The following is a 25952-nucleotide window of genomic DNA, read 5'->3' on the forward strand; positions in this document are numbered from 1 at the left end:
CCGTTGTTCGGTCACCGCCACAACTGTTATACGGCTCAGGTTAGGGTAGGAGCGCCAACCCAAACTCAATAACAATCAGGGCTACAGCACACGCGAAGAGTACCCCACGCGACACATTGAACTTCTGCCAGAGATCATACAGCTGGCTGGGAACCAACCAAATAACGCACGCCCGAAAAGCAAGCGTCATCAGGGGGCCACCCCACTGAATAATCATCAGGGCAAGAGCAAAACTCAGGCTGAGCACATCCAGGATGCGCCGGTGCTTTCGCACCTGCTCCCTCTCCTTCTGATAGCTAGGGTTGTTTAGCAACCTTGGTGGTGCTTTTTTCAGCTGACCCACAATGACCAAAACCACTAGCAGGAACACAGAAATATCGAAGAACATGGGAACCGCCTTTCAAATTGGGGTTCGCTCGCTACGCCGGTGACGAGCTGATGGCGCACCATCATTGGTGAAAACTTCTCAAAAACAAGTAGTCTGCAACACGTATATTACGTATTGTGGGTTACTTTACGGCAAACATGAACCCTATTCAAGAGGTAAACACTCCCCCCCCCCCCGAAAAATTTTGAAAAATTTTTAAAAGATATGGGCGCCGGGAACCTTAGGTTCCCGGCGCCCACTCCCCAGCTGCTCATACCTCAGCGGGGTTCAATTTAGAGGCGGAAGAAGCCTTCCACCGCGCGCGTCATGTACGCCATATCGTCCACATGGCACATCTCGCGCATCGAATGCATCGACAGCAGGCCAATACCCACATCCACGGTGCGCATACCCAGGCGAGTCGCCGTAATCGGGCCAATCGTCGAGCCACACGGCATATTGTTATTCGACACGAACTCCTGATACGGCACACCAGCCTTCGCACACGCCGCAGCAAACACGCCAGCACCCACCGAATCCGTCGCATAACGCTGGTTCGCGTTAATCTTCAGCAGCGGGCCGCCACCGGGCAGCGGCTGCACGGTCGGGTCGTGGTGACCCTGATAGTTCGGATGCACCAGGTGACCGGCATCAGCCGACAGGCAGAACGACGCCGCCACCGAACGGCGGTACTCCTCCGTACTCTCACCGCGCGCAGCGGACAGGCGCACCAGAATATCCTCCAGGAACGGGCCGGCCGCACCACTACGCGACTCAGAGCCAAGCTCCTCATGGTCGAACGCCGCAAGCATCACAGTCTCGGTGGCGTGCTCGTCCGCGTTATCTGCGACGTAACGCTCCAGCGCGGTCAAACCCGCATGCACCGAAGACAGGTTATCCAAGCGACCGGAGGCGAACAGCTCCTGATCCGCACCGAAGCGGCGCGGCGGCTGCGAATCAGCGAACAGCAGGTCGTAACCCACAATGTTCTGCGGGTCGACCGGCTCGCCGTCAATCACGTGCTTCGCCATGTAGCCGAGCACGTCGTTCTCCGCGGGGTCCACGCCCCACACGGGGTACATGTTGAACTGCTTGTCCAGCACCAGTTCGTTGCGCTTGTGGTCCAGGTGCGGCGCCAGCTGCGGGATGCGCGCAATCGGGCCGGTGCGCACCAGGCGGCCCTTCAGCTCCCCGTCCTCCAGGACGGTGAGGCGACCCGCCACGCACAGCTCGCGGTCCAGGAAGGAGTTCAGCAGCGCGCCGCCGTAGTTCTCGACGGCAATCTGATGCCAGCCCTTCGTGGTGATGGAGGAGGAAGGCTTGACCTTCAGGGAGGGCGAGTCGGTGTGCGCACCCAGCACGCGGTAGCCACTTGCCTTCTGCGCCTTCGCGCCGCCAGCCCAGGCGATAATCGCGCCGTCACGAACGACGAAGTGGCGGCCGGTTGCCACCTGCGGCTCCCAGGCCTCGGTTTCGACCAGTTCGGTGAAGCCTGCGGCCTGCAGGCGGCGCGCTACCGTGCGCGCGGCGAGGTAAGAGACCGGCGACTCCGCCACGAATGCGGCGAGGTCTTCAATATTTTTTACAGCATCAACAGTCATGGTTTAACCCTACCTTTTCTTGGGTGTTGACGGGGTGAACCGGCATAAAAATCCAGATGGGACGCGGATGGAGCGGCGGCGAGCGAGCTGGGATAGTCGGATGAGGGCTACCCACCGCATGCGCTAGTTATCGCAGGCTCCAGCCTTCGCAACCCTTAGTTATCAACCTTGAGCGGTTGTGTTTCACGTGAAACCTCACCGCGGCGAGCACGTGCATTGAAGATCAGGCAGGCGAGCACCACGTACACGCCTTCCAACGCGATGCCCTGCAACGCATCCATGGGGGTCACGCCCTCGGAGGCGAAGGGATCCAGACCCGCCACGAGGGAGAGCAGCAGCAGGGTCACATTATTGGCCACGTGCAGGCTGACGGAAGCCTCCAGGCCGCCGGTGTACCAGCACAGGAACCCGGCGTACACGCCCGTCGCAAACACGAAGCCCAGGCCCCACGCATCGTAGGGGTGGGAGAACATGAAGAGCGCCGCCGGTAGCACAATCGACAGCCAGGGAGTGCGCACCCAGCGGCCCAGCATCTGCATCATGAAGCCACGGTAGGCGAGCTCCTCCGCGTAGCACTGCACGGGCACCAGAACTAGAATCAGCACCGCAATAACCCAAAATTCAACCTGTGAAGGTTGCGAATAACGGTAATCGGGCAGGGCTGCACCGCTCGTCGCCAGCACCACGGCGTAGTAGATACCGTAAATTACGAAGCCCAAGCCCAGGTACGGAAACAGAAGTGAACGGCGCAGGCGGCCCGTCACCGAATGAATCAGGCCCCAGGGCCTCGGACCCACCACCAGGCGCGCCAAAAAGAGCGAAGGCACAATCGCGATAAGGGAAAGGAACGTCAGGGCGAACAGCGCCGGGTGTTCCATAATGACGGAGCGGTTCGTAGCTACATCCTGGAGGGAAAGTCCCGAACCCATAATCGTCGCAGCCAGGGCGACTGAAATGATCAGGTTGAGGCCAATAAATACGGCGACGCCGAGCAGACCTTCCAGCAGGGGTGAGAACCAGCGGGATTTCGGGTCGGCGTGGGAGAGACGGTGGTAGGCAAGACCTGCAACAGGCGCAGGAGCAGCGGGGGTTCCGGCGGCTACCTGCGGGGGCGCGGGAGGCGGTGTCGTGTTCATTCTTTAATCCTAGCCTCCGCGGGCTCGATGGTGACCGGGCATACGGAAACCTTCAAGTACTGATTGATACGGAATGTTCCAAAACCATTGAAAAAGCCGTGAATAAGGCTAAAAACCCACCATTCACGGGGTTCATTTTCTGAACCTATGCCATAATTTGTAGCGATAATACGCTCATATACATAGTCGCTGATGACCGCTCTTCCGGGGTGTTTTTTCAGCACCAGAAAGGCTGCTTTCTTATGGCACTCGTCTTCAATCCGCCGCCCAACTGGCCCGCTCCTCCTGCTGGATGGGCCCCCACTCCTACGTGGCGTCCTGACCCCGCGTGGGGTCCCGTTCCTGAAGGTTGGCAGCTGTGGGTCGAAGAGCCCGAGCCCGAACCCATTCAGGTTGAAGAGGCTACTATTGAGCCGCTGGTTCCCGAGGAGCCCGCTGCTGAGGCGGCTCCCGCTGAGCAGGTTGCTGAGCCTGTAGTTGCTGAGCCCGCTGTTGAGGCTGAGCAGCCCGCCGAAGCTGCAGCACCACTGACCGTTGAGGACGTTGACCTGGAGCAGCTCGCCGCTGAGCTCGAAGGTGAGCAGGTCGTCGAGGTTCCGGAGGCGGCAGCACCCCAGGCTGAGGCATCCCACGTTGAGGCACAGCAGGTAGAGGCACCCCACGTTGAGGCGTCCCAGGCTGAGTCCGCTGAGGAGTCCTCCGAGCCCAAGCCGATGCGTCACCTGACTCAGGTTCCGCTGACCGGCACCGCTCTGCCCGAGCAGGTTCTCGCATCCCAGTCTTCCGCAGTTGAAGAGACTGCGGCTGAAGAGCCCGCAGTTGAGGCTCCCGTTGCTGAGCAGGCTGCTTCCGAGCAGTCCGTTGAGGCGCACGTTGTTGAGGCACCGGTTGCCGAGCCCGCGCTCTCTGAGCCTGTTGCATCCGAGCCGGTTGCAGAGCCCGTTGTTGTTGAGCCCGTCGCCGAGGTTGCCCCCGAGGCACCCGTTGCATCCGAGCCGGTTGCTGAGGCTCCCGCAGCTGAGGCTCCCCACACCATCGAGAACTCCCCGCTCGTTGAGTTCCACACCCCCGAGACCGAGCGCACCGTCAACCTGTCCGAGCGTACCGTGAACCTCTCGGAACAGCCCGGCCAGAACGTACAGCCCGGTCAGAATGTGCAGGGCGACCAGAACGCACAGTTCATCCCGGCAGGTCAGGCACCGAACGGCTTCCAGCCGAACCAGGCTGAAGGCTTCCAGAGCCAGAACTTCCAGGGTCAGGGTTTCCAGGGTCAGAACGCTCAGGGCGGCCAGTACCAGGGCAACCCCTACCAGGGTCAGCCGTACAACGCTCAGCAGCCCTACCAGGGTCAGGTTTCCGACCAGGACCAGGCAACCGTAGCACTCAGCAACCCCTACATGACCGAACCCGGCAACCAGGGCAACGGCGAGGACGGCTCCGAGAAGAAGGGCCTGCTCTCCGGCACCAAGCTGTGGGGTGTTATCGGCGGTGCGTTGGCTCTGCTGATTGTCATCATCCTGGCGATTGTCATGCTGATTCCGCGCGGTAACTCGAACCCCGCCTCCAATTCTGCGGCGGCATCGAGCGCGGCGGCTACTTCCGCTGAGGCGTCCTCCGCGGCAGCATCCTCTGAGGCTTCTTCCGCTCCCGCATCTGAGAGCGCGGCGGCAGGTACTTCCGCTTCTTCCGCAGCACCCGTTGCTGCTGCTGAAGCGAAGATGCCCGAGGGCGAGTTCAAGGAATACAAGAAGACCGTCGCCGACAACAAGGACACCATCGACATTGAGAAGATCAAGGGCGATGTGTCCGCAGGCCTGATCTACTACGAGTTCAAGCCCGCAGAGGGCGTGGTCAACGCCTTCATCACCAGCCGTGACGACAAGGGCAACCTCACCTCGGGTGTGAGCGTTCTCGACTCCAGCCGCGACGGCAAGGAGATCAAGGGCACCGCGTGGATTGACGCGAGCAGCCACTCCACCCCCACCCGCAAGCTGGATCTGACCGGTAAGGGCGAGTGGACCATCCGCGTCTACGATGCAGACTCCGCACCCCACTACAAGAAGGGGGAGAAGTTCCAGAGCACCATGAACTACTACGCTTTCACCTACGAAGGCACCGAGGCAACCATGGAGTTCCAGACCAGCGGCCCGACCACCCGCGGCTTCACCGTTCTGAACGCGACCAAGAACGACCCGTTCTTCTCCTCGACCATCCCGACCGTGAAGAGCAACATACAGTGGGTTCAGAGCAACAAGAGCTACCTGCAGGTTCGTACCGACTCCGCTATTACCTGGAGCATCGGCACTAACTAGTAGCTTGGCTGACTAGGTCAGCAGGTTGTGCATAAAGTTATCCCCCGCATCCGTGATGGGTGCGGGGGATACTTTTATGCCCGGTGAGGTTTTATACCCTGCTGGAGGCGCCCGCCGCCTTAACGGGAGTACTTCGCCTCCGCCAGCTCGTCACCTGCGGCGCGTGCCGCACGCTCCACCAGCTGACGATTCGCCAGGTACACGAAGAACGTGACGAGGATGAACAGGTACATCAGCTGGTACGGCATGGTGCCCGCCATCAGGCCCAGGGAGCCTTCGGGCACCATCAGAATCTGATCCGCGTTGAAGTGCGGGGAGAGCGCCAGCACAATCCAGAACGGCGAAATGTACATGCCCACCAGCGCCGCGGTCGCCAAGATAACAGCCAGCGTGAAGACGAAGGAGCTGACCCGCTGGTACATGAGCGGGAAGATTTCCATAACCACGGCGGCGAGCATCAGCGGGTACCAGGTGTTGTGGTGCGACCAGCTAATCGGCGAAATCTGCAGCATCATGAACGCGGTCAGCGCCAGCTGCGCCATGAGCGCGCGGGCACGAATCAGCGGAACCAGCAGAACCGCGGTGACCAGCACAATCAGCAGAGTCAACGCCACCTGCACCACGGACAGGGCGGTCGCCGTCAGATGATGCTGCAGGCCCGCGTGGGTCAGCGTACCCATAATCGACACGTTATCGAAGTAGCTGAACCAGCCCACACGCGAAGTGTCATGCACCGCGTGGAACCAGAACGTGAACGACTCCTCACGAATCACCAGGAAGCCGATACCCACAGTCGCGGCGAAGCTCGCACCCAGGGTCGCGATGCCCTTCCAGTCCTTACGCATGAGCAGTAGCAGACCGAACGCGAGCGGGGTCAGCTTAATACCCGCCGCAATACCCAGCAGCACGCCGCGCGGAACGCGGGTTGCCGGGCGCATAAAATCGGCAAGAATCAGCATCAGAATGATGGCGTTAATCTGCCCAAAATGCGTGGTCAAACGCCACGGGCCGCACATCCAAATCAGCGCCGCAATCAGCGACACCATACCCCAATGACCCAGGTGCTTCTGCAACGGCAGACGCCACGAGCGGCTACGCGCGTAGGAGTACAGCAGGTACGCGCACCAGTAGCAGAGCGCGCAAATAATGGCGGTAATCAGCAGCATGCTCTGCGGCTCGGTGAGGAACGCGAGCGGGTAGAAGAGCAGCGCCGCAAACGGCGGGTAGGTGAACGGCAGGCCGCGCGTGCGGAAAGTGTACAGCTGGTAGCCGTCCGGGCCATCCGCCAGGGAGACAGCGCCCAGGCGGTACACGTAAATATCGTCAGCCGCCGCGTGCGTCACGTAGTCGAAGGCGTAGAGGGCAACCAGGATGAACAGCAGGTGCGCCCAGAGAGCGCCTCTACGCATGCCGGGGATGCGGTCAAAGAAGCTACGACGTGCAGGCTTAGCGAGCTCCTTGGCGGTTTCTTCGGCGGCTTCTTCCTTTGCCGCTTTTTCCGCGGTGGCTGCAGAGGATGCGGCAGGCTCCACAACGGGCTCAGCGCTCTCAACAGCCGGTTCCGCAACCGGCGCGGCTTCAACAGCAACAGAAGCCGAAGCCCACGGGATTGTAGGCGCTACCGCCTCGGTGTTCTCAGCGGTCTTCACTACGCTCTTCGCGGTGTTCTTATCAGTATTCACAGGGGTCTTTTCTAGTTCCTTTTCGCGGCTCACGCGGTTGCCTCACGGGAGGTAGCGGCACGCACAGACTCGGCACTCTCGGTCACCAGGGCGCGAGCACCCCACCAGCCCAGCGGCGCATCGCCACGCACGGAGCCGTACTGCACGGGCTCAACCTTCGCGCCACGCACCGGCGCGGTCAGCGCGGCAATAGACCAGAGCGTCATCGTCACCCACAGGCAGAACGCCGGGATAGCCGACACCGCCAACGCACCCGGAGCCAACTGTTCCAAACCATCGGTACTACCGTGGAACCAGGACGCAATCTTAATCGGCGAAATGTACAGACCCAGCACCGCAACCACCGCGAGCACGGTCGCCGTCACCCGCAGCCACGCAGGCTGAACCGCAAAATAGGTCGGGAACGCATCCATAATGAACACGAACGCCAGCAGGGGCAGCAGCACGTTGTGGTGCGACCAGCTAATCGGCGACAGCGCCACCATTAGGGAGGCGGTCACCGCCACCTGCGCCAGCGCGGCACCGCGGCGTTCCAACTGGTACAGCAACGCGGCGGTCAGCACAATCGTGACCAGCGCCAGGGCGTAGTAGATGGGCTTCGCGGCGCTCTCAGAGAGGCCGAAGTGCAGTAGCCAGCCCTGAATCGAGACGTTATCCACAAAGTTCAGGCCACCCACACGGGAGGGGTTCGTCAGCGCGGAGAACCAGAATTCCGGCGCGTCCTTGGGCATGAGGATGAAGCCCAGCGCAATGGTGCCGAAGAACGTCGCGCCCAGGGTCGCGATGCCCTTCCAGTCGCGGCGGACCAGCAGAATCAGACCAAACACGAGCGGGGTCAGCTTCACGCCGCCCGCAATACCAATCAGCACGCCGCGCGGCACGCGGGTTGCCGGGCGCACAAAATCGGCAAGAATCAGCGCCGTAATGAACGGGTTAATCTGAATCAGATCCAGGGTGCGCTGCCACGGGCCCGCCGAAACCACCAGAATAGTCAGCACCGCAATCGTGCCCGCACGACCAAAGTACTGCTGCAGGGGCAGTTCACGGCCGCGCGCATTCACGTAGTTGTAGATGATCGTGGAAATCCACCACGCCACCACAGCCGAACCGACCACCATAATGACCTTGCCGACCTCCAGAGGCAGGAACGCGAACGGCAAGAACAGCATCGCCGCAAACGGCGGGTATGTGAACGGCGGCTTAATCTCGCCGTGATCGTTCAGGGTCGGGGAGTACAGGTCCTGGGTGAAGCCCTCGTTATCGAAAATGGTCATCGCGCCCAGGCGGTAGATGGAGAAATCCATACCGGCGAAGGGGTTAGTGAGCAATTTGACGACGTATCCACCGCCAATGATGAGGATGAGTGCCGCAATAGCAATTTTTCCCCACACGGGGGTAGTGGAATCAGTCCTTGTCACGAGGTGCTTGTCCTTACCTTGGTGCCGGCGGATGCGCGCTTAGGGTGGGCGGGCATCTGATTTTGGAATCCTAATAGTTTATCGCGCGCACCTGTGAAGGGTGCATCGGGGAGAAGAATCCCAGGAGCAGATTCGCTCGGGCAGATTCATAGGGGCAGATTCGCTCGGGCGCGCAAGCAGAACTATCACGGTGTGAGCCGCCTTCATATGCACGTAATGTCTTCAAAATTGGTACTAACCGGGCAATATAATGGGCTTATTGGCACCCGCCCCAACGCAGGGGCTGACGGTGCCCCGCACACCGACGTCCACGAACAACCAGCAGTGAAAGCAGTGATTACGTGAGTGAACATCTCGGCACCCCACCCGAAGGCGAGAACACGAGCGGCAAGCCCGCAGGCGCGAACGTCTCCGGAGGCGGCTCCTCCGGCCTGAGCATTGGCATGCGTCCCGCTGAGGCGCCCGGCGCGAACCTCACCCCCGAAGAGATTGCACGCCGCGCATCCGGTCGCGGCACGTGGCACCGCCGCGCCTCCAAGCCGGTCTCGCACTGGATGTTTACCCTTATCGCCGTGCTTCTGCTGCATAAGTTCATCCCGAATAGCGGCTGGCTGATGGTGCATATTGTCACCCTCGGCCTGATTACGAATTCGATTCTGATCTGGTCGCAGCACTTCACCGAAGCGCTCATGAAGATCAAAATCCCGGACGAGCACCGCGGCACCCAGGTGCGCCGCATCTTCATTCTGAACGCCGGTATTCTCGTGCTCATGATCGGCATGGTCGGTCAGCTGAGCGTACCCGGGCTGTACGCCGCCACGGTGGTGGGCGCCCTCATTGTCGGTTCGATGGTCGCTTGGCACGGCATCTACCTGCTGAAGCAGGTGCGTCAGGCTCTGCCGTCGCGATTCGGTGTGACGATTCGCTTCTACATTGTTGCGGCGCTACTGCTGCCCCTCGGCGCGGCGTTTGGCGGCATGATTGCCTACCCGAACCTGTCCGGCACCCTGCATTCGCAGTTCCTGCTCGCGCACGAGGCGGTGAACGTGCTCGGCTTCGTCGGCATTACCGCGGTGGGTACGCTGGTGACGTTCTGGCCGACCATGCTGCGCACGAAGATGGTCGATAAGGCGCTCACCCACAGCCTGCGCGCCCTGTACCTGATGTGCGGCGGCCTGGTGTTTACCCTTGTCGGCGCAATTTTTGGGATGCGTCCGCTCGCTGCTGCGGGTCTGGTCGTCTACCTGGTCGGCCTGCTGATTGTCGCCTGGGTGATGGTGCGTACCCTGCAAACCAAGCGCCCGAACGAGTACCCGCCGATGAGCGTCGGCATGGGCTTCCTCTGGCTGATTGTTGGTGTAGCGGCGACCGCGTACATGGTGGCAACCACCCCGTTCGCACAGCTGGACATGCGCGCCGTCACCCCCATCTTTGTGGTCGGCTTCCTGCTGCAGCTGCTGCTCGGCGCGATGAGCTACCTGCTGCCTCAGCGTATGGGCGGCGGCCCGGCGGTGGTGCGCGCCTCCAACAAGGAGTTCAGCCGTTTCGCGGCGGCACGCGTGACCGCCGTGAACCTGGCACTCGTTATCTTCATGCTGCCCAGCTCCGTGGTCGGCCAGTCCATTAAGATGGCGGTCGCTATCGTGGGTGCTTTGGCGCTCATCGCGTTTATTCCGCTGATGGTGCGCGGCGTGAAGGCGTCCGTGAACACCCGCAAGGAAATGATGGCGGCACGCGCCCGCGGCGAGAAGCCCGTCTTCAACCAGGAGGCGCTCACCCCCGAACCCGTCCCGCACGCCAAGCAGAGCTTCCAGGCGGCACTCGCGGTGGCTATGGCGTTCCTGCTGGGCTTTGCGGTGAACCCGTCCGCGCTGAACCTGCCGTCGTTCTCTTCGGCGGGCTCCGTAGCTGCGACCGGTCAGACCACCACCGTCAAGGTGAAGGCAACCAGCAACTACCGCTTCACCCCCGCAGAGGTGGAGGTCCCCGCCGGTAACCGCTTGGTCGTCGAGGTCACCAACGACGACCAGGGCATGACCCACGACCTGACCTTCGACAACGGTGCAACCACCGGCGTTATCAACCCCGGCGAAACGAAAACCGTTGATGCCGGCGTCATTACCGCCGACCAGGAAGGCTACTGCTCCGTGGCGGGCCACCGCTCCCTGGGCATGGTGTTCAAGGTGAAGGCGACCGGCGCCTCCGCAAACCAGGTGGCGCAGGGTGGCCACAACCACGGTTCTACGGGCACCCACAACCACGCCGCGTCGGGTAGCACCCCGACCCTCATGACCGTTGCGAACAGCAGGATTGACATGTCCGCAGCGCCCGGCAGCGGCTACAAGTACCGCGACCCGAACATCCCGGCGCCGAACACCGCCACGCAGGTGAACGGCAAGACCGTCCGCAAGGTCACCCTGGAAGTTGAGGAAGTCGACCGCGAGGTGGCGCCCGGCGTGACCGTTCACATGTGGACGTTCAACGGGCAGAACATGGCACCGATTCTGCGCGGCAAGGTCGGCGACATTTTTGAAATTACACTCATCAATAACGGCACGATGGGCCACTCGCTGGATTTCCACGCGGGCATGGTCTCCCCCGATAACACGATGAAGACCATCGCCCCCGGTGAGCGTCTCGTCTACCGTTTTGAGGCGAAGGGTGCCGGTATCTGGCTGTACCACTGCGGCACCGCCCCGCTGAGCCTGCACATGACCCAGGGCATGTATGGCGCGGTCATTATCGACCCGGCGGACCTTGACCCGGTAGATCACGAGTACGTGATGGTTCAGGGCGAGGCGTACCTGCACGACACCGGCAAGACCGCCTCCGACGGTAACAAGCTGGCGGAGAACTCGCCGGAGCTGATCGCGGCGGGTACCCCCACGCTGACCATGTTCAACGGCCACGCAACCCAGTACAAGGCGAAGCCGCTGCAGGTGAAGAAGGGCGAGCGTATCCGTGTTTGGGTAATGGCTGCGGGCCCGAACCACGGCACGAGCTTCCACGTGGTCGGTTCGCAATTCGACACCGTCTACAAGGAGGGCGGCTACCTGATGCGCCGCGGCGCGGATGCGTTCGGTAGCCGTGACGGCCACAGCCAGGCACTCGATTTGGCGCCCGCTCAGGGCGGCTTCGTGGAGATGCAGTTCCTAGAGTCTGGCACGTACACGTTCGTGAATCACTCCTTCTCGGAGATGGAACGCGGTGCCGCCGGCAAGATCGTGGTGACGAACCGTTAGGGGCTCCTGAAGCTCCCCATCATGGATTGGCCCCGCCTGGTGCTCCCTGTCAAAGGTGTACCGGGTGGGGTCATCCTTCACGTGCACGGAGTCTGTACCTGCACTTGATGTTGACTCCGGTAAAGACGCGCCAAGAACTCTCTGACTATGGTTTTCACCTCAACGGAGGGGAGTTTTTTCACCATAAACGGCAATGGTGCGCTAGTCTATAGGAATGGCAGATAGCACTTCGGGCGCCCCTTCCGAGCGTAACGCTACGAGCGCCTCCAACCACATTTCCGTTCCGGCGGATCAACAAATTTCTCCTCGGCAGCGTAAAGCTTTCCCGCTTCGCTTTCTCGCCGGGGTTCTTGCGCATTGGCAGATTATTGCCTCTGCGGTCCTTCTGGGTGGCGGTGTTGCCGGCTTGGCAGCCACCTATGACGACTATTGCGGCATGACGGAGCTTTCGTATGCTCCGGCGGCTCTCCGATCTGATTTTGAGGAGGGCTCTAAGGTGGCGGGTTTCCGTCCCGGCGTGCTGGCGGCGCAGATTGAGACTGAAAGCCACTGGCGTGTGGGCGTTGTGTCTCACCAAGGCGCTAAGGGTATTGCACAGTTCACTGATGATGCGTGGAGCGGCGGCCACTACAGCTTCGGCAACGGCGGTAATGTTCTGAACCCGCACGATGCGATTGCGGCGCAGGCACGCTACTTGGCTGAGTTGCGTACTCGTTTGGCGAAGTACGCCTCCAATGAGGATGAGCTACAGGATGTGGTTCTCGCCGGTTATAACGCGGGTCCGGGTTCTGTGGAGAAGTACGGCGGTGTTCCCCCGTATGAGGAGACTCAGAATTATGTGAAGTCGATTCGCGAGCTGGCGAATTCGAAGTATAAGCTGACCTGCTCTCCCGAGTACCAGTTCAAGCAGGCGAAGTTGAGCTTCGTGAATGGTGTGACTCCGGCGATGGCTGGTGTTCATGCGGATGGTACGGCACTGTCCCCGGAGGAGTCGGCATCAGCTGCCGCTGAGGCATCTGCTTCGGCTTCTGCAAGTGCTTCGGCTCGTGCGTCTGCGAGCGGTTCTGCGGGTTCTTCGGTGAAGCCTTCGGCGACGAGTTCCGGCCGTTAGATTCAGCTTTTTGGATAGCCCACTAGGCTATATATCCGTCTGGGTATATTCCGTTTTATCTATAGTGAGCGGCTAATACCTGCCGCCACTCCCCTACTATTCACTCTCATATTTACTCTTAACAGCGCGAGGCGCCGACCCCCATTCTGAAGGGTTCGGCGCCTCGCGCGTTTTAGAGCTGGAGCGTGCCTAGTTGAAGATGGCGCGCACGACCGAGTAGCCGGAGACCGGGTACACGGCGTTCACGGTTGCGGGCTTCTCGCTCTCGTCCGCAATCTCAATCGACTTGGTGCCGCGCAGCAGCTCCTCGAGCAGGATGCGCAGCTCCAGGCGTGCCAGAGGCGCACCGGGGCAGACGTGGATGCCGTCGCCGTACACGAGGTTGCGGGACTGGTCGCGATGCGGGTTGTAGGTCAGGGCGTCCTCGAAGGCGTCCTCGTCACGGTTTGCGCTTGCCCAGTTGATGGTCACGCGGGAGCCGGCGGGCAGGGTGCGGCCGCCGAGTTCGGTGTCCTGAGTGGTGATGCGGCGGTTGGTGACGAGGGTGTCTTCGAGTCGCATGATTTCTTCGACGGCGAGGGCGATTTCGCTGGAGTCTTCCAGGGCGTTGCCGTCGACGAGGGATGCGCGCAGGCGGTCCTGCTCGGCGCGGTTGCGTGCCAGGAAGTTGACGAATACGCCTACGGTTGCGGAGACGGTGGACAGCTCGCCCACGGTCCAGTTGCGGATGAGGCTGACGATTTCTTCGTCGGTCATGGTGCGGGGTTCTTCGCCGGGCAGCTGTACGGTGTCGGTGAGCAGTTCGGCGGTGACGTCCTTGGGGTTGCCGGCTGCGGCGTCCTCGCGGCGTTCGTCGAGCAGTTGGCGGATGTAGCCGTCGAATTCGAGGGCGACCTTAGCGATTTCTTCGCGGTCGCGGCGCAGGGTGGCGACGCGGTTCTTCTCGATCCATTCGGTGAGGGGCTGTTCGAGGCATGCGGGCCAGCCCATGAAGGCGTTCTGCACGCGCATTGCGTATGCCTGACCGAAGCCCTGCATGACGTCTACTTCTTCGCCGCGGGGCAGTTCTGCGATGAGGCTCTTCACGGCGTCGCGGATGACGGGTGCGAACTTTTCGAGGCGTTCGGGGGTGAAGTACTTGTCGTTGACGGCGCGGAAGGTGGTGTGTTCGGGTGCGTCCATGCCGTTGGGGACGGCGATGTGGCGGGTGGAGACGACGTTGGAGTAGATTTCGGGGTGGTCGAGTACGTGCTGTACGTCGGCGTTTTTGAAGACGGAGTAGCCCATGAATTCGTCGTGGGCGACGGGGCAACGGCGGCGCATTGCGTCGTAGGCAGCTACCTGGTCCTTCTGGACCTCTTCACTTCGGAGGTCCCAGTCGTTGTGTACGTTCTCAGTCATTGTTCACCCGTGTTCGTTATAGAGTTGTGGCGTGCTGGATGCGGGCGTCCGGGCGATGCGTATGTGCAGGGTCGGGCGTGCATTTCAGCATGTGAATCCATTACTTGTTCTTTGACCCTATCATTTATGGATTGGTGGCGCAGGGTAGGGGTTCCTTGCTTCTCATTCAACGAACAGTGCAGGTGGGGTGAGGGGCACGGGACATACGAGGCGGGACGCACGAGGCGGGCGGCGCCTCCACCGGGGAGGTGCCGCCCGCCTCACTCTATGCAGTATTTCAGCGCGAGGGGCTAGTTTTTAAGGAATTTCTCTTCGTTTGTAATAACGAAGTATGAGGGGTATTCGCGCCCGTTCAGAAGAGCGTTGTAGTGCGGTATTTTCTGGGTTTTGATGAGTTCACCGGACTCAACGGAATAGGCTTGAATATAGGTTTCTCCTTGCAGCTCGTACATGGCGTAGAGGTTCTTTTCGGTCCAGTAGTATGTAGAGACTTCCTTTACTCCTTCTGGGATCTTGAGGCTGAATCGTACAGTATTGTGGGCGGTATCAATATTGGTTGAGATGATTCGCCCGTCGTGATGGACCCACCAGATGTCGTCCCCGTATGCGTGTATTGCATACGATGCACCTGAAGGAACATTTTCCCCATGTACACGTTTGCTCGCTTCACCGGTAATTTGGCGTTCTGTATGCTCGCCTGTTTGCACATTAATTACTTCGAGCATGGATCCGTCGATATCTTTTAAATCTGCATATTGGTAGTCGGTAATGCTTTGCGGGTAAGTATCATGGATTTTCACAATTCTATGCCCTGCACACACGATGTGGGAACCATACATTGTGTTATTTTCGAGACTCTTCGAGAACATTTTTTCATTTGAAGGGTTCGGGTACACGCGGGTAAGGAACGTGGGGTTCCTTGGGTGTAGGTATTGGTTATCTGTTCCTTCGTAATTGCTGATTTTGTCGTAGCCCCATATGCTGCCGTCGGCGCACTGGGCTGTCAAGAGTATATCATTTTTAATTCTCTCTTCCCTCACCTCACCATCTTTTACAATTGTCACGAGGAATACGTAGTCACCATTTTCATCCCCTCCGTAATTATCTATAGCTACAATAGTGTTACTGCCTGCAACATATAACTCTTGACTGTAATCATTTTTTGTTTTCTTTGGGTATGTGTGAAGTTTATCGGAGAGGGTGAATAGCGAATTTGTATCTGTGAAATATAGGTTTTTATCTTTGTATACAATTGGCGAGTTTCGGACCCCAACATTTTTGATTCTTGACCATTTTTGGGTTTCTGAGTTGTAGAATGCTACGCCTCCTCCAGCGTGCGGCAGGTATCTTGAGTCACCTGCGATAGATACAGCGATGCTGCTTTCGTCGAGGGCTTTGCGGGGGTCGTTTGTTACTGGGATGGTTGCGCTACAGCCTGACAGGAGGAGGGCACCAATGAGTCCCAGACGCAGGCTTCCTGAAAAACTGGATGTGGTCATTGCTACCACCTCGTTTCGTAGTGATGCACCCAGTGTGATTTCTTGATGTCTGTCGGGTACACGCCGGGGCCACCGTCAGAGTCGAGGTCTACGTTAGGGTCCGTGCTCTTATAGGCGGCCCAAACTAGCTGCGAGCAGTTATAAGAATTGGCGTGTACCGTTTTATTGTTCCAAAAAAAGTAATTGTAACTCTTCCCAATTTTTGACTTGGCAAAATTTGCTGCCTTATATTTATTAGGACTTTGCCATGCCCAGCCTACATAATACTTATAGACAGGACTTGGTGCTTCTTTCTCGTTAGCATTAACCTTACGAACATAAGGGGTGGTAGCTTCAACATAGGTGTATTGCGATACATATATTGCAGTATGTCCATGAGCGATACCCATTGTACTATTTGATGAATAGAAAATATCTCCTACTCGCTCAGCCTTACCCGCAGAAATATTTTTATCGGAGGATCCTCGCGGAGGGCGCGCAGAATCTTTCTGTTTAGCAGTCATTGCATTCCGAGACTCTGTCGCAATACGATGCAATTCTTCGTCATATGAATTTCCCATCGCAAGCGCCGTCTGATGAATCTCGCGGGTAATCATCTCTCGGTCTTCAGAACTAAGCGGATTTAGCCCAGCTGCGGAAATAATCTCATCAAGTTCAGAAGAGTAAGCATGTGCCTGATTAAGCGGCACAAGGAATGCAATAAGTATCAGTGCAATCGTATAGATTTTCCGCACAAATCCTTTTCGTGATTCCTCTGAAGCAGAATGCCCAGGCTTGAGGATGCTCATTTCCTTCAAGGCTTTGAAATTGGTATGCAGGGCGTTCATGACACCCTCCTTTCTGGCGGGTCACCTCTTGGCATCCCGCGGTCGGTCTTATGCCTTCATCGATACATAACACCGGAAACTGTCTGACTCAGTAGGTCATACCTTAGATATCATTTCTGACCAGGTGAGTTTTTAGTGTTCCGTACCTCATTGTATCGTTAAGAGGGTCCGTCATGCAGGAAAAAACGCCCCGTTATCAATGGTGTACAGAATGCGGTAATTCTCTACTCGCGCCCTGTACCTTTCTTCACTCTGTAGCTCCTTGAATAGAACCTGCACAGGAACTATCCTCGGAGCTAACACATAAACCCCAGAAAGGAACCAGTCATGACTGTCACCACTCACCGGACTCGTTCCAATGTCACGACTCTTAAAGAACTCCGCGACAACCTCGGAACCAAAGTCAATGAAGCCGTGTTCTCCGGCGAACGTCCCCTCATCAGCCGCAATGGTAAGACTGTTGCCGCGCTCATCTCCTACGAAGATTTGAAGCTGCTGGAAGAGTACGAAGAGCTCCTCGACATTGATGCTCTTCGCAAGGCACGCGCCGAAGATGACGGCTACCGCATCGGCCTCGACGAGTTCCTCGCAGAGAACCCTGCAGACTAGTCTTTCAACGCATATTGCGAGGCGGGCGGCACCTCCACCGGGGAGGGGCCGCCCGCCTCATTCTTGTCTAAAAACCCGCCGAATCTAGCGCTTGTGTGCGGAGGGGTAGATGCTGCCGTCCATCACGCCGCGCTCCACCTGCTCCAGGCTCACGCCGCGAGTCTCCGGCAGGTTGCGGAACATCAGCAGCGCAATAACCACGTTCACCACGGCAAAGCCGATGAAGGAGCCGGTCAGACCGACCGCACCCAGAATCACGGGGAACGCCAGCGACAGCACACCGTTCATCATCCAGCCGCTAAACGCCGAAATGCCCATACCCGCCGCACGCACACGCAGCGGGAACAGCTCACTCATAATCACCCACGTGGACACGTTCAGGCAGGTCTGCATCGCGCCCACAAAACAGACGATGAGCACCAGCAGAATCCAGGGACGCGCCGCATTATCGGCGGGCAGCAGCATGGATGCGCCCGCAATCAGCACGTGGAAAAACGCGGTCGAACTATAGCCGGTAATGACCATGACGCGACGCGGCACACGCTCCATCAGGCGCAGCGACAGGATGGAACCGAGCACCGCAATCGTACCCGGCGCAATGTTCGCAATAAGCGCCGCGGATTCGCTGAAACCAGCTTCCTTGAGCACCTTAATGCCGTAGTACATGATCGAGTTGATGCCGGTCAGCTGCTGGCCCGCGCCAACCAGAATACCGACGAGCAGGATGCGCACGAACCAGCCGCGCACGCCCACACTTTCCTTGCCTGCCGCATTGTTCTGGGAGGTTGCCGCCTCCGCCTGCAGGGTGCGCTCAATGTCGGCAATTTCAGCCTCGGCACGCTCGGTGGAGCGGATGCGCTTCATAACCTCCAGCGCCTGCTCACGCTTGCCGACGCGCAGCAGCCAGCGCGGCGATTCGGGCACACGCAGCATGCCGACGAACAGGCCGATGGCGGGCAGGGTGCAGATGGCGAACATCCAGCGCCACACGCCGTCGTGTTCGCCCCACAGGTTGCCGATGAGGGCGTTCACGATGAACGCGGCAAGCTGACCGCCCACGACCATGAGTTCGTTGCGGCCGGAGAGGGAGCCGCGAATTTCGTAGGGTGCGAGCTCTGCGAGGAATACGGGTACCACGGCGGAGGCGCCACCGACCGCCAGGCCGAGCAGGGTTCGTCCGGTGATGAGCACGGCGACGTTGGGTGCGAAGACGCATGCCAGGGCGCCAATGAAGAAGATGGTGGACAGCCCGATGATGGTGGTTCGGCGGCCGTACCGGTCGGAGATGCGACCGCAGGTGAGCGCGCCAATAGCCGCCGCGAAGGCGAGCGATCCGGTGACCCAGCCTTGGGCGGTGGAGTCCATGCCGAGTTCGCGGCTCATGGGTTCGAGCGCGCCGTTGATCACTCCGGTGTCGTAGCCGAAGAGCAGACCGCCGAAGGTGGCGATGAGTGCAATGATGCCGAGGTATTGGCTGTGCTTCCCGGTGCCCAGCGGGGGCAGGGTGGAGGCGGTGCTCTGTGCGCTCATGGTGTCCTTTGATGTGCCGGTGGCGGGTGGTCCTGCCGGGGCTGCTTCCAGGCGGCAGGGGTGGGTACATAGGTAAGGTGAGGTGCGTCAGGTTAGACACACCTCACCTAATCCTAGCGAAAACGTTCGGCGGGTGATATTTATTTCTCACCACGGACATTTTTCAGCGTATATTACGGCCAACATATGCGACCGCCTGAGTGCCCCTTTGAGAGGGAGCCGGAGTTTAGAAAAGCGCGATCTTCTCGGGTGCCGGGAAGATGGCGTCCAGGGCGGCAAGGTCCTCAGCGTCGAAGCGCAGGCATGCCGCCTGTGCGTTGGCGCGCACCTGCTCGGCGCTGGTTGCACCGGCAATGACGGAGGTGACCGGCGACTGCTGTGCGAGCCAGGAGAACGCCGCCTGCACCTCGGTGATGCCGCGTTCGGTGCAGAAGGCGTGGAAGGCTTCGAGCTGGTCCCAGTTGGCGGCGTCGAGCACGTTCTTCTTGGAGTGGGACAGGCGCGAACCGGCGGGAATGGTGTCGCGGCGGTACTTGCCGGTCAGCAGGCCGTTAGCGAGCGGGAAGTACGGCAGCACACCCATGCCGAAGTGCCGTGCGGCGGGCAGGATTTCGAGTTCTGCGCGGCGGTCGAGCAGGTTGTAGTGGTTTTCTGCGGCGATGAACCGTTCGGTGCCGAGTTCGTGGGCGCAGTGTTCGGCGTGGGCGAGCTGCCAGCCGGAGAAGTTGGAGTGGCCCAGGTAGCGGACTTTGCCGTCGCGTACGAGCTGGTCGAGGGCGCTAAGGGTCTCTTCGATGGGGGTGTTCGGGTCGGGGCTGTGGTAGAAGTACAGGTCGATGTAGTCGGTGCCGAGGCGGCGGAGGGACCCTTCGACGGCGCGCATGATGTAGCGGCGGGATCCGCGGGCGTTGCGGTCGTTGCCGTTGAGGTCGCCGACGGGCAGACCGAATTTGGTGACGATGGTCAGTTCGTCGCGGTCGAGGCCGAGCTGGGTGAGGGCGGTGCCGAACATGGTTTCGGAGAGGCCGGGTTCGGCGCCGTAGAGGTCGGCGATGTCGAAGAAGCTGATGCCGGCGTCGACTGCGGCGGCGATGACTTCGTTGGTGCCTTCTTGGGTGCGGGTGGGGGTGCCGGGGCGGCCGAGGTTGTTGCAGCCGATGCCGACGCTGGGTACGACGAGGCCGGAGTTGCCGAGCCTGCGGTAGACGGGAGATTCAATACGTTCCATACATTAACTGTACTTCTGGGAGGCGGTGACGGCGGTGAAGTGGGCTTCATCTAGGCGGTTGTCATAGTCGGTCATATTAAGTTCATATTTCGCCCCAATGTCATGTCCAGAAATATTAGGGCATCAACCGCCGTGCCCCTTGCACGCCCTCGGAGGCGGTGGGTAAAGTGAAAGCGTTATCTATCAAGAGCGACCGAGAGATCTGGCTCGTCGACGTCGCAGCAACCTCGCCAGTATCCCCCACCGTCACGGTGCAGGGTACGGACAAGGTGCTCCCGCCAGAACCGATAGAGAAGAATACCCTTCGGCACCCCTTGATGAGTCGTACTCGCAAACCGGTACAGCACATCTTGCAGAAGAATTCGCGCACCTCACGGTGCGTATCTATCGGGTGAACACGAAGGATGGTTATGACGACAGTTCACCCGGCTCTTTCTTTTGAGCTATTCCCTCCGCGCTCACAGGCGAGCTGTGAGTCGCTGCTCCGCACCATTGCGGAGCTTGAGGGCACCAACCCCGACTACGTGTCGGTCACCTACGCCGGTGACGCTAAGCGCCGCCAGAAGACCCTGGCGCTGCTCGACCACCTGGTACATGAAACCTCCCTCACCCCGCTGGCTCACCTGATTTGTGCAGGCCACTCGGTGCACGAGCTGGAGCGCGCAGTCCGCCTAATTCTGGGTCTGGGAGTGCGCGGATTCCTGGCTCTTCGCGGTGATATTCAGGAAGGTCAGGTTTCTGAACTTCCTTTCGCCCGCTACCTGGTGGAGCTGATTCGCCGCGTGGAGCGTGAAGATTTCGCTCACCTGGCTGCTGGCAAGGTGTCGATCGGTGTGGCGGCGTACCCGCAGAAGCACCCCGAGTCGGCATCCCTGCTGCAGGATATTGAGATTCTGCTGTCCAAGCAGCGTGCCGGCGCGGATTTCGCGATTACTCAGGTGTTCTTTGAGGATGAGCGCTACAGCGCCCTGGTCGATTCGGCGCACCTGGCAGGTGTGGATATTCCGATTATTCCGGGCATCATGCCGGTAACCTCGCTGAAGCGGTTGCAGAATCTCTGCCAGATGGCGGGCATGGAAGTCCCGACGGACCTCGCCTACGCCCTAGAGACGGCGACCAGCAACGCAGAGTTGCACCGCATCGGTGTTGAGTACGCGTTGAACCAGTGCCGCACCGTGATGGACGCGGGCGCGCCGGGTCTGCACTTCTTCACCTTCAACGAGCATGCGGCGGTTCTGGACGTTCTGGATCAGCTGGATTTGCCGCGGTACAGTAACCGTTTCTCTCAGTCGCTGAGCGAACTGGAATACGTCTAAACACCCCCCACCTCAACCCATAACGCTCCTTGTCGGATGCGTTTCCACTTTCTCCCCCACAAATATTCCGGGAGTTGTTGAGTCCTCCGTTTCACCACCCACAGTCGGGTGGTAAAACGCCGGAACCGACTCCCACATCTATCTCCAGTAAAGGAATAACTATTATGTCGAACACCGCATTCCCCGCCGCAACCATTGTTGGCTACCCCCGCGTGGGCCGCTTCCGCGAGCTGAAGAAGGCTCAGGAGGCTTTCTGGAAGGGCAAGGCAACCCTGCAGGAGCTGCAGGACACCGCCGCTGACGTGCAGCGCACCTACTTCGAGCGCGTGACCGCCGCCGGTCTGAAGGCTGACAACTACTCGATTCCGGCAACCTTCTCCTACTACGATCAGGTGCTTGATGTGGTTCGCCTGTTCACCCTGGTTCCCGAGCGTCTGGCTGAGGCTAAGGATGCACGCGGTCTGCTGGATCTGCCCGGCTACTTCGCACTGGCGCGCGGTACCGAGACCCTGCCTCCTCTGGAGATGACTAAGTGGTTCGACACCAACTACCACTACCTGGTGCCCGAGATTGGTGCCGGTACCGAGATTAAGCTGAACCTTGAGGCTATTGACGAGCAGCTTGAGGTCGCAAAGCAGGCTGGCGTGAAGGTTCGCCCGCAGATTGTTGGCCCGCTGACCCTGCTGCTGGGCGCTAAGGCTGAGCAGGGTTCCGCTGAGGACTTCTCCCCCGTTGACCGTCTGGATGAGTTCGTTGCCGCGTACGCTCAGGTGCTGGAGCAGCTGGCTGAGCGCGGTGTTGAGTGGGTTCAGCTGGACGAGCCGGGCCTGACCGTGGACCGTGCCGACAACGCAAAGGTTGCACAGCTTGCCGAGCGCACCTACCGCGCCCTGGCTGCCGGCGAGAAGCGCCCGCAGATTCTGGTGACCAGCCCCTACGGTTCCCTGCGTGAGAACCTGCCGGCGCTACTGGGTACCGGCATTGAGGCTCTGCATCTTGACCTGGTGCACGGCGTGTACTCGAAGGCTGAGCTGGAGTCTGTTTCTGCCGCGGGTGTGCACCTGGTTGCCGGTGTTGTGAACGGCCGCAACGTGTGGCGTGCTGATGTTCGCGCCGCCCTGAAGACCCTGGAGGCGCTGCCCGGCGCATCCGAGGGTGCCGTGTCTGTGGCTTCCTCAACTTCCCTGCAGCACGTGCCGCACGACCTGGCTCTGGAAGACCCCGCCGAGGTTCCCGTGGACGGCCTGGCGTTCGCTGACCAGAAGGTCGCTGAGATTGCTCTGCTGGCTCGCGGCCTGGCTGAGGGTGAGGCGGCTGTTGAGCCGGAGCTGAAGGCTGCCGATGAGGCGCTGGCTCGCTTCGCCGCTGACCCGCGCAAGCACAACGACGAGATTCGTGCCCGCGCCGCAGCTGTGACTCCCGAGGACTTTGACCGCCCGACTATTGACGTTCGCCGCGAGGCTCAGGCTGACCTGAACCTGCCGAAGCTGCCGACCACCACCATTGGTTCTTTCCCGCAGACCGCTGAGATTCGCCGCCGCCGTGCGGAGGCTCGTGCGGGCAAGATTTCCGCTGAGGAGCTGAACGGCTTCCTGCGTGACGAGATCGCCTCGGTCATCGCACTGCAGGAGGAGCTGGGCCTGGACGTTCTGGTTCACGGTGAGGCTGAGCGTAACGACATGGTTCAGTACTTCGCTGAGAACTTCGACGGTTTCGCAACCACCCGCCACGGCTGGGTTCAGTCCTACGGTTCGCGTTGCACCCGTCCCTCGATCCTGTTCGGTGACGTGAAGCGTCACGGTGAGGGCCTGCGCGGTGAGGCATTCACCGTTCCGTGGAGCTCCCACGCACAGTCGCTGAGCGACAAGCCGGTCAAGGGCATGCTCACCGGCCCGGTGACGATTCTGGCGTGGTCCTTCGTGCGTGACGACCAGCCGCGTCGCGAGACCGCTAACCAGGTGGCTCTGGCTCTTGCCGACGAGATTGCCGACCTGGAGCAGGCGGGCATCCGCATCATTCAGGTGGACGAGCCGGCTCTGCGCGAGCTGCTGCCCCTGCGCCGCGATGAGCAGCCGCAGTACCTGGACTGGTCGGTGAATTCCTTCCGCCTGGCAACCAGCGCGGTGGAGGATTCCACTCAGATTCACACCCACCTGTGCTACTCGGAGTTCAACGAGATTATCGACTCGATTAACGCTCTGAACGCTGATGTGACCAGCATTGAGGCGGCTCGTTCGCACATGGAGCTGCTGGCTGATATTCCGGAGAGCTTCGTTTCCGGTCTGGGCCCGGGCGTGTGGGACATCCACTCCCCGCGTGTTCCTTCTCAGGAGGAGATTGAGTCCCTGCTGAAGGCTGCAATTGGCTACGGCACCATTGCTGACCTGTGGGTGAACCCGGACTGTGGTCTGAAGACTCGTGATTACGAGGAGACCAAGCAGTCTCTGCGTCACCTGGTGGATGCCACCAAGGCGATCCGCGCGTCCCTCTAGGAGGCGCCTATTGGTTCCGCTGCCTGCTGCGGGTTGACCGGATGATGGTTTGCTCGCGGTAACTTGCGGCAGGTGGCGGTTGTTCGGCTTCGTGCCGGTATGCGTACCGACTGTATGCCGAGCTTTTGGGGATAGATAACGGGCCCGCCCGCACGGTGCAGAAGAATCCGTGCGGGCGGGCTTCCCTGTACAGTTTTGGGTTGAGCAGGTGGGTGCCTGCAGGGTGTTTGTGGGGCACCGATTTGGTGGCGTTCAAGTGGTTCTCTTTTTGAACTTAGGGTATAAATAACTCTAAATTTAGTTGTGGTCTGACCAAAACATGCATTTGCTCAACAAGGAAAGTATTTATATTCATTGCGCTATGCGGGGCAATGTTGCCCAGTAGATAGATGTGCATCACATGAATTGCACACTTCCCTGCATTTCCGGGATAAAACAAGCATTTATAGAATAATCACTCTAAATATTCGTTCACCCTCGTGAACAATCCAATGAAAATATGCCCAGTAGATTAGCATTTTTATAAGACCCCACTTATAGAATGCCAAACATGACTACTACCACTTCATCAAAGAAGAAGAAGGGTTCTGTACCCCGCTGGCTCGCCATTCCGGCACCCAAGCCTCAGCTCAGCGAAGCTGAAGTTTCTGCAAAGTACCCGCGCATGCGCCTACAGGTCTTCATGGGTATTTTCATCGGTTACGCGACCTTCTACCTGATTCGTAACAACGTCCCGCTGGTCACCCCGATTCTGACCAAGGAACTGGGCTTCAGCAACGCGGCTATTGGCGCGCTGTCTACGGCGCTGCTGCTGGCTTACGGCTTCAGCAAGTTCTTCACCGCAATGATTTCTGACCGCTCCAATGCGCGTCTCTTCTTGCCGATTGGTCTGGTGCTTTCGGGTGTTGCAAACATCCTGCTGGCAATGACCGGTTACATGGGTGAAGGCGCGGGTGCGACGGGCTACGCTGCCGCTATCGCCTCCATCATGGCGACCATTATGGTTTTCAACGGTATCTTCCAGGGCATGGGTTGGCCGCCCTCCGGTCGTGTGCTCGTGAACTGGTTCTCCACCAGCGAGCGCGGCACGAAGGTTTCCTGGTGGAACACCGCCCACAACGTTGGTGGTGCGCTGTCCGGTCTGCTGGTTGCGTGGGGCTTCTCCATGTTCGGCAAGACCTGGGAAGTTGCTTTCTGGTTCCCCGCTGTTATCAGCTTCGTGCTCGCATTTGTGGCGTGGCTGCTGATTCGTGATAACCCCGAGGCGGAGGGCCTGCCCACCGTTGACGTGTACCGCAACGACCCGCACAAGGTTGAGTCCACCGCTGAGGATCGTGCGGAGTCCACCTGGACTACCATCCGTAAGCACGTGCTGACCAACTCGACCATGGTGTACCTGGCTCTGGCGAACGTGTTCGTGTACACCCTGCGTTACGGTGTGCTGGTGTGGGCGCCGAAGTACCTGCACGATGTGCGCCACGCTTCCCTTGAGGGTGGTATTGCGGGCTTCTCGATTCTGGAGCTTGCCGGTATTGGTGGCACCGTCCTGTGCGGTTACGTTTCTGACCGCATGTTCAAGGGTCGCCGCTCCCCCGCGGGTATCCTGTTCCTGCTTGCGACCGTTGGCGCGATCCTGCTGTACTGGCTGCCTTCTTCGGATGCACCCCTGTGGATTGCGTACGTTGCATTGGCTCTGATTGGTGGCCTGATTTACGGCCCGGTCATGCTGATTGGTCTGCAGGCTATTGACCTGTCCCCCTCGCACGTTGCGGGTACCGCTGCGGGCTTCACCGGCCTGTTCGGTTACGCACTGGGTGCAACCCTGGCGTCTGCCGGTATCGGCATCATTGTTGACCACTGGGGTTGGGGCACCGCGTTCGTCTTTATGATTGTGTGCTCGGGTCTGGCTGTGCTGTTCCTGTGGCTGGTCAATGGTGCTGAGAAGCGCATGATGGCTGAGCGTGCACAGAAGCTGGCTGCGAAGGCTCAGGCTTAAGCGAATAGTGCTTCTTCTTTCCTGAACTAGCGATGGTTCAGAGGGTAGATGTTAACCCGCCTGTACGGTTGTGTGACCGTGCGGGCGGGTTTTCTGCATACTGGGAGGGAATCCCTGCCTTTTCTGCCGCCTAAAACGCCTCTGAGAAGCACCTGTACCGGTGAGCCAGCATCTGGCGGCACGCC

The 25952-nt window shown here is 59.7% G+C and carries 17 protein-coding genes and 1 riboswitch; of the genes, 7 read left to right on the forward strand and 10 right to left on the reverse strand.

The window, feature by feature from the left end; genetic code table 11:
* Positions 1-40 precede the first annotated feature (40 nt).
* The 3 genes from QZ822_RS06215 to QZ822_RS06225 all read right to left on the reverse strand — a co-directional run bounded on the left by QZ822_RS06215 (position 41) and on the right by QZ822_RS06225 (position 3104).
* Complete coding sequence (locus QZ822_RS06215; protein ID WP_294643355.1) at positions 41-388, reverse strand: hypothetical protein; 348 nt, start codon at positions 386-388, stop codon at positions 41-43.
* Positions 389-660: 272 nt separating this feature from the next.
* Positions 661-1968 (reverse strand): M18 family aminopeptidase, encoded by a 1308-nt coding sequence (locus tag QZ822_RS06220; RefSeq protein ID WP_294643357.1) that lies wholly within the window; start codon positions 1966-1968, stop codon positions 661-663.
* Positions 1969-2123: 155 nt separating this feature from the next.
* Complete coding sequence (locus QZ822_RS06225; protein WP_294643359.1) at positions 2124-3104, reverse strand: CPBP family intramembrane glutamic endopeptidase; 981 nt, start codon at positions 3102-3104, stop codon at positions 2124-2126.
* Positions 3105-3346: 242 nt separating this feature from the next.
* On the opposite strand from QZ822_RS06225, the gene QZ822_RS06230 reads away from it, so the two are divergent.
* Positions 3347-5416 carry a hypothetical protein gene (locus tag QZ822_RS06230; RefSeq protein ID WP_294643361.1) on the forward strand — a complete coding sequence of 690 codons (2070 nt, stop codon included), beginning with the start codon at positions 3347-3349 and terminating at the stop codon, positions 5414-5416.
* A gap of 119 nt (positions 5417-5535) precedes the next feature.
* Here the strand turns inward: QZ822_RS06230 and QZ822_RS06235 are convergent, their stop codons facing one another.
* Positions 5536-7131, reverse strand: coding sequence for a glycosyltransferase 87 family protein (locus QZ822_RS06235; RefSeq protein ID WP_294643363.1), 1596 nt, complete (start codon positions 7129-7131; stop codon positions 5536-5538).
* A complete protein-coding gene (locus tag QZ822_RS06240) occupies positions 7128-8516 on the reverse strand; it encodes a glycosyltransferase 87 family protein (RefSeq protein WP_294643365.1) in 1389 nt (462 codons plus the stop codon). The genes QZ822_RS06235 and QZ822_RS06240 overlap by 4 nt, the downstream gene beginning before the upstream one ends.
* A gap of 341 nt (positions 8517-8857) precedes the next feature.
* On the opposite strand from QZ822_RS06240, the gene QZ822_RS06245 reads away from it, so the two are divergent.
* Complete coding sequence (locus QZ822_RS06245; protein WP_294643367.1) at positions 8858-11758, forward strand: multicopper oxidase domain-containing protein; 2901 nt, start codon at positions 8858-8860, stop codon at positions 11756-11758.
* A 214-nt stretch (positions 11759-11972) separates the two neighbouring features.
* Positions 11973-12869: a lytic transglycosylase domain-containing protein gene (locus QZ822_RS06250; protein WP_294643369.1), complete on the forward strand. Its 897-nt coding sequence runs from the start codon at positions 11973-11975 to the stop codon at positions 12867-12869.
* Positions 12870-13058: 189 nt separating this feature from the next.
* Here the strand turns inward: QZ822_RS06250 and QZ822_RS06255 are convergent, their stop codons facing one another.
* The 3 genes from QZ822_RS06255 to QZ822_RS06265 all read right to left on the reverse strand — a co-directional run bounded on the left by QZ822_RS06255 (position 13059) and on the right by QZ822_RS06265 (position 16596).
* The gene (locus QZ822_RS06255; RefSeq protein ID WP_294643371.1) at positions 13059-14270 is read right to left on the reverse strand and encodes a cytochrome P450; all 1212 of its coding nucleotides are present in this window, start codon (positions 14268-14270) and stop codon (positions 13059-13061) included.
* A gap of 290 nt (positions 14271-14560) precedes the next feature.
* Entirely contained in the window at positions 14561-15769 is a 1209-nt protein-coding gene (locus tag QZ822_RS06260) for a hypothetical protein (protein WP_294643373.1), read from the reverse strand.
* Positions 15770-15771: 2 nt separating this feature from the next.
* Complete coding sequence (locus QZ822_RS06265; RefSeq protein WP_294643375.1) at positions 15772-16596, reverse strand: hypothetical protein; 825 nt, start codon at positions 16594-16596, stop codon at positions 15772-15774.
* Between the two features lie 327 nt (positions 16597-16923).
* Between QZ822_RS06265 and QZ822_RS06270 the strand changes: the two genes are divergently transcribed.
* On the forward strand, positions 16924-17205 hold the full coding sequence (locus QZ822_RS06270; protein WP_294617801.1) for a type II toxin-antitoxin system prevent-host-death family antitoxin: 282 nt from the start codon (positions 16924-16926) through the stop codon (positions 17203-17205).
* A gap of 84 nt (positions 17206-17289) precedes the next feature.
* Here the strand turns inward: QZ822_RS06270 and QZ822_RS06275 are convergent, their stop codons facing one another.
* Entirely contained in the window at positions 17290-18735 is a 1446-nt protein-coding gene (locus tag QZ822_RS06275) for a sugar porter family MFS transporter (protein ID WP_294643377.1), read from the reverse strand.
* A gap of 226 nt (positions 18736-18961) precedes the next feature.
* Entirely contained in the window at positions 18962-19963 is a 1002-nt protein-coding gene (locus tag QZ822_RS06280) for an aldo/keto reductase (RefSeq protein WP_294643379.1), read from the reverse strand.
* Between the two features lie 177 nt (positions 19964-20140).
* Positions 20141-20257, forward strand: a riboswitch (SAM riboswitch).
* A gap of 116 nt (positions 20258-20373) precedes the next feature.
* Between QZ822_RS06280 and QZ822_RS06285 the strand changes: the two genes are divergently transcribed.
* The 3 genes from QZ822_RS06285 (at position 20374) to QZ822_RS06295 (ending at position 25767) form a co-directional block, all read left to right on the forward strand.
* Positions 20374-21279, forward strand: coding sequence for a methylenetetrahydrofolate reductase (locus tag QZ822_RS06285; RefSeq protein WP_294643380.1), 906 nt, complete (start codon positions 20374-20376; stop codon positions 21277-21279).
* 164 nt (positions 21280-21443) lie between these two features.
* Positions 21444-23771 carry a 5-methyltetrahydropteroyltriglutamate--homocysteine S-methyltransferase gene (gene metE, locus QZ822_RS06290; RefSeq protein WP_294643382.1) on the forward strand — a complete coding sequence of 776 codons (2328 nt, stop codon included), beginning with the start codon at positions 21444-21446 and terminating at the stop codon, positions 23769-23771.
* Positions 23772-24321: 550 nt separating this feature from the next.
* Positions 24322-25767 carry an MFS transporter gene (locus QZ822_RS06295; RefSeq protein WP_294643384.1) on the forward strand — a complete coding sequence of 482 codons (1446 nt, stop codon included), beginning with the start codon at positions 24322-24324 and terminating at the stop codon, positions 25765-25767.
* Positions 25768-25952: the final 185 nt, after the last annotated feature.

The organism is uncultured Rothia sp. (assembly GCF_916715725.1).
Classification (GTDB): domain Bacteria; phylum Actinomycetota; class Actinomycetes; order Actinomycetales; family Micrococcaceae; genus Rothia.

What these genes read in the sequence shown, in the direction of transcription:
- QZ822_RS06215 (WP_294643355.1), bottom strand. Translation starts at nt 388, where the DNA reads ATGTTCTTCGATATTTCTGTGTTCCTGCTAGTGGTTTTGGTCATTGTG.
- QZ822_RS06220 (WP_294643357.1), bottom strand. Translation starts at nt 1,968, where the DNA reads ATGACTGTTGATGCTGTAAAAAATATTGAAGACCTCGCCGCATTCGTG.
- QZ822_RS06225 (WP_294643359.1), bottom strand. Translation starts at nt 3,104, where the DNA reads ATGAACACGACACCGCCTCCCGCGCCCCCGCAGGTAGCCGCCGGAACC.
- QZ822_RS06230 (WP_294643361.1), top strand. Translation starts at nt 3,347, where the DNA reads ATGGCACTCGTCTTCAATCCGCCGCCCAACTGGCCCGCTCCTCCTGCT.
- QZ822_RS06250 (WP_294643369.1), top strand. Translation starts at nt 11,973, where the DNA reads ATGGCAGATAGCACTTCGGGCGCCCCTTCCGAGCGTAACGCTACGAGC.
- QZ822_RS06255 (WP_294643371.1), bottom strand. Translation starts at nt 14,270, where the DNA reads ATGACTGAGAACGTACACAACGACTGGGACCTCCGAAGTGAAGAGGTC.
- QZ822_RS06260 (WP_294643373.1), bottom strand. Translation starts at nt 15,769, where the DNA reads ATGACCACATCCAGTTTTTCAGGAAGCCTGCGTCTGGGACTCATTGGT.
- QZ822_RS06265 (WP_294643375.1), bottom strand. Translation starts at nt 16,596, where the DNA reads ATGAACGCCCTGCATACCAATTTCAAAGCCTTGAAGGAAATGAGCATC.
- QZ822_RS06270 (WP_294617801.1), top strand. Translation starts at nt 16,924, where the DNA reads ATGACTGTCACCACTCACCGGACTCGTTCCAATGTCACGACTCTTAAA.
- QZ822_RS06275 (WP_294643377.1), bottom strand. Translation starts at nt 18,735, where the DNA reads ATGAGCGCACAGAGCACCGCCTCCACCCTGCCCCCGCTGGGCACCGGG.
- QZ822_RS06280 (WP_294643379.1), bottom strand. Translation starts at nt 19,963, where the DNA reads ATGGAACGTATTGAATCTCCCGTCTACCGCAGGCTCGGCAACTCCGGC.
- QZ822_RS06285 (WP_294643380.1), top strand. Translation starts at nt 20,374, where the DNA reads ATGACGACAGTTCACCCGGCTCTTTCTTTTGAGCTATTCCCTCCGCGC.
- metE (WP_294643382.1), top strand. Translation starts at nt 21,444, where the DNA reads ATGTCGAACACCGCATTCCCCGCCGCAACCATTGTTGGCTACCCCCGC.
- QZ822_RS06295 (WP_294643384.1), top strand. Translation starts at nt 24,322, where the DNA reads ATGACTACTACCACTTCATCAAAGAAGAAGAAGGGTTCTGTACCCCGC.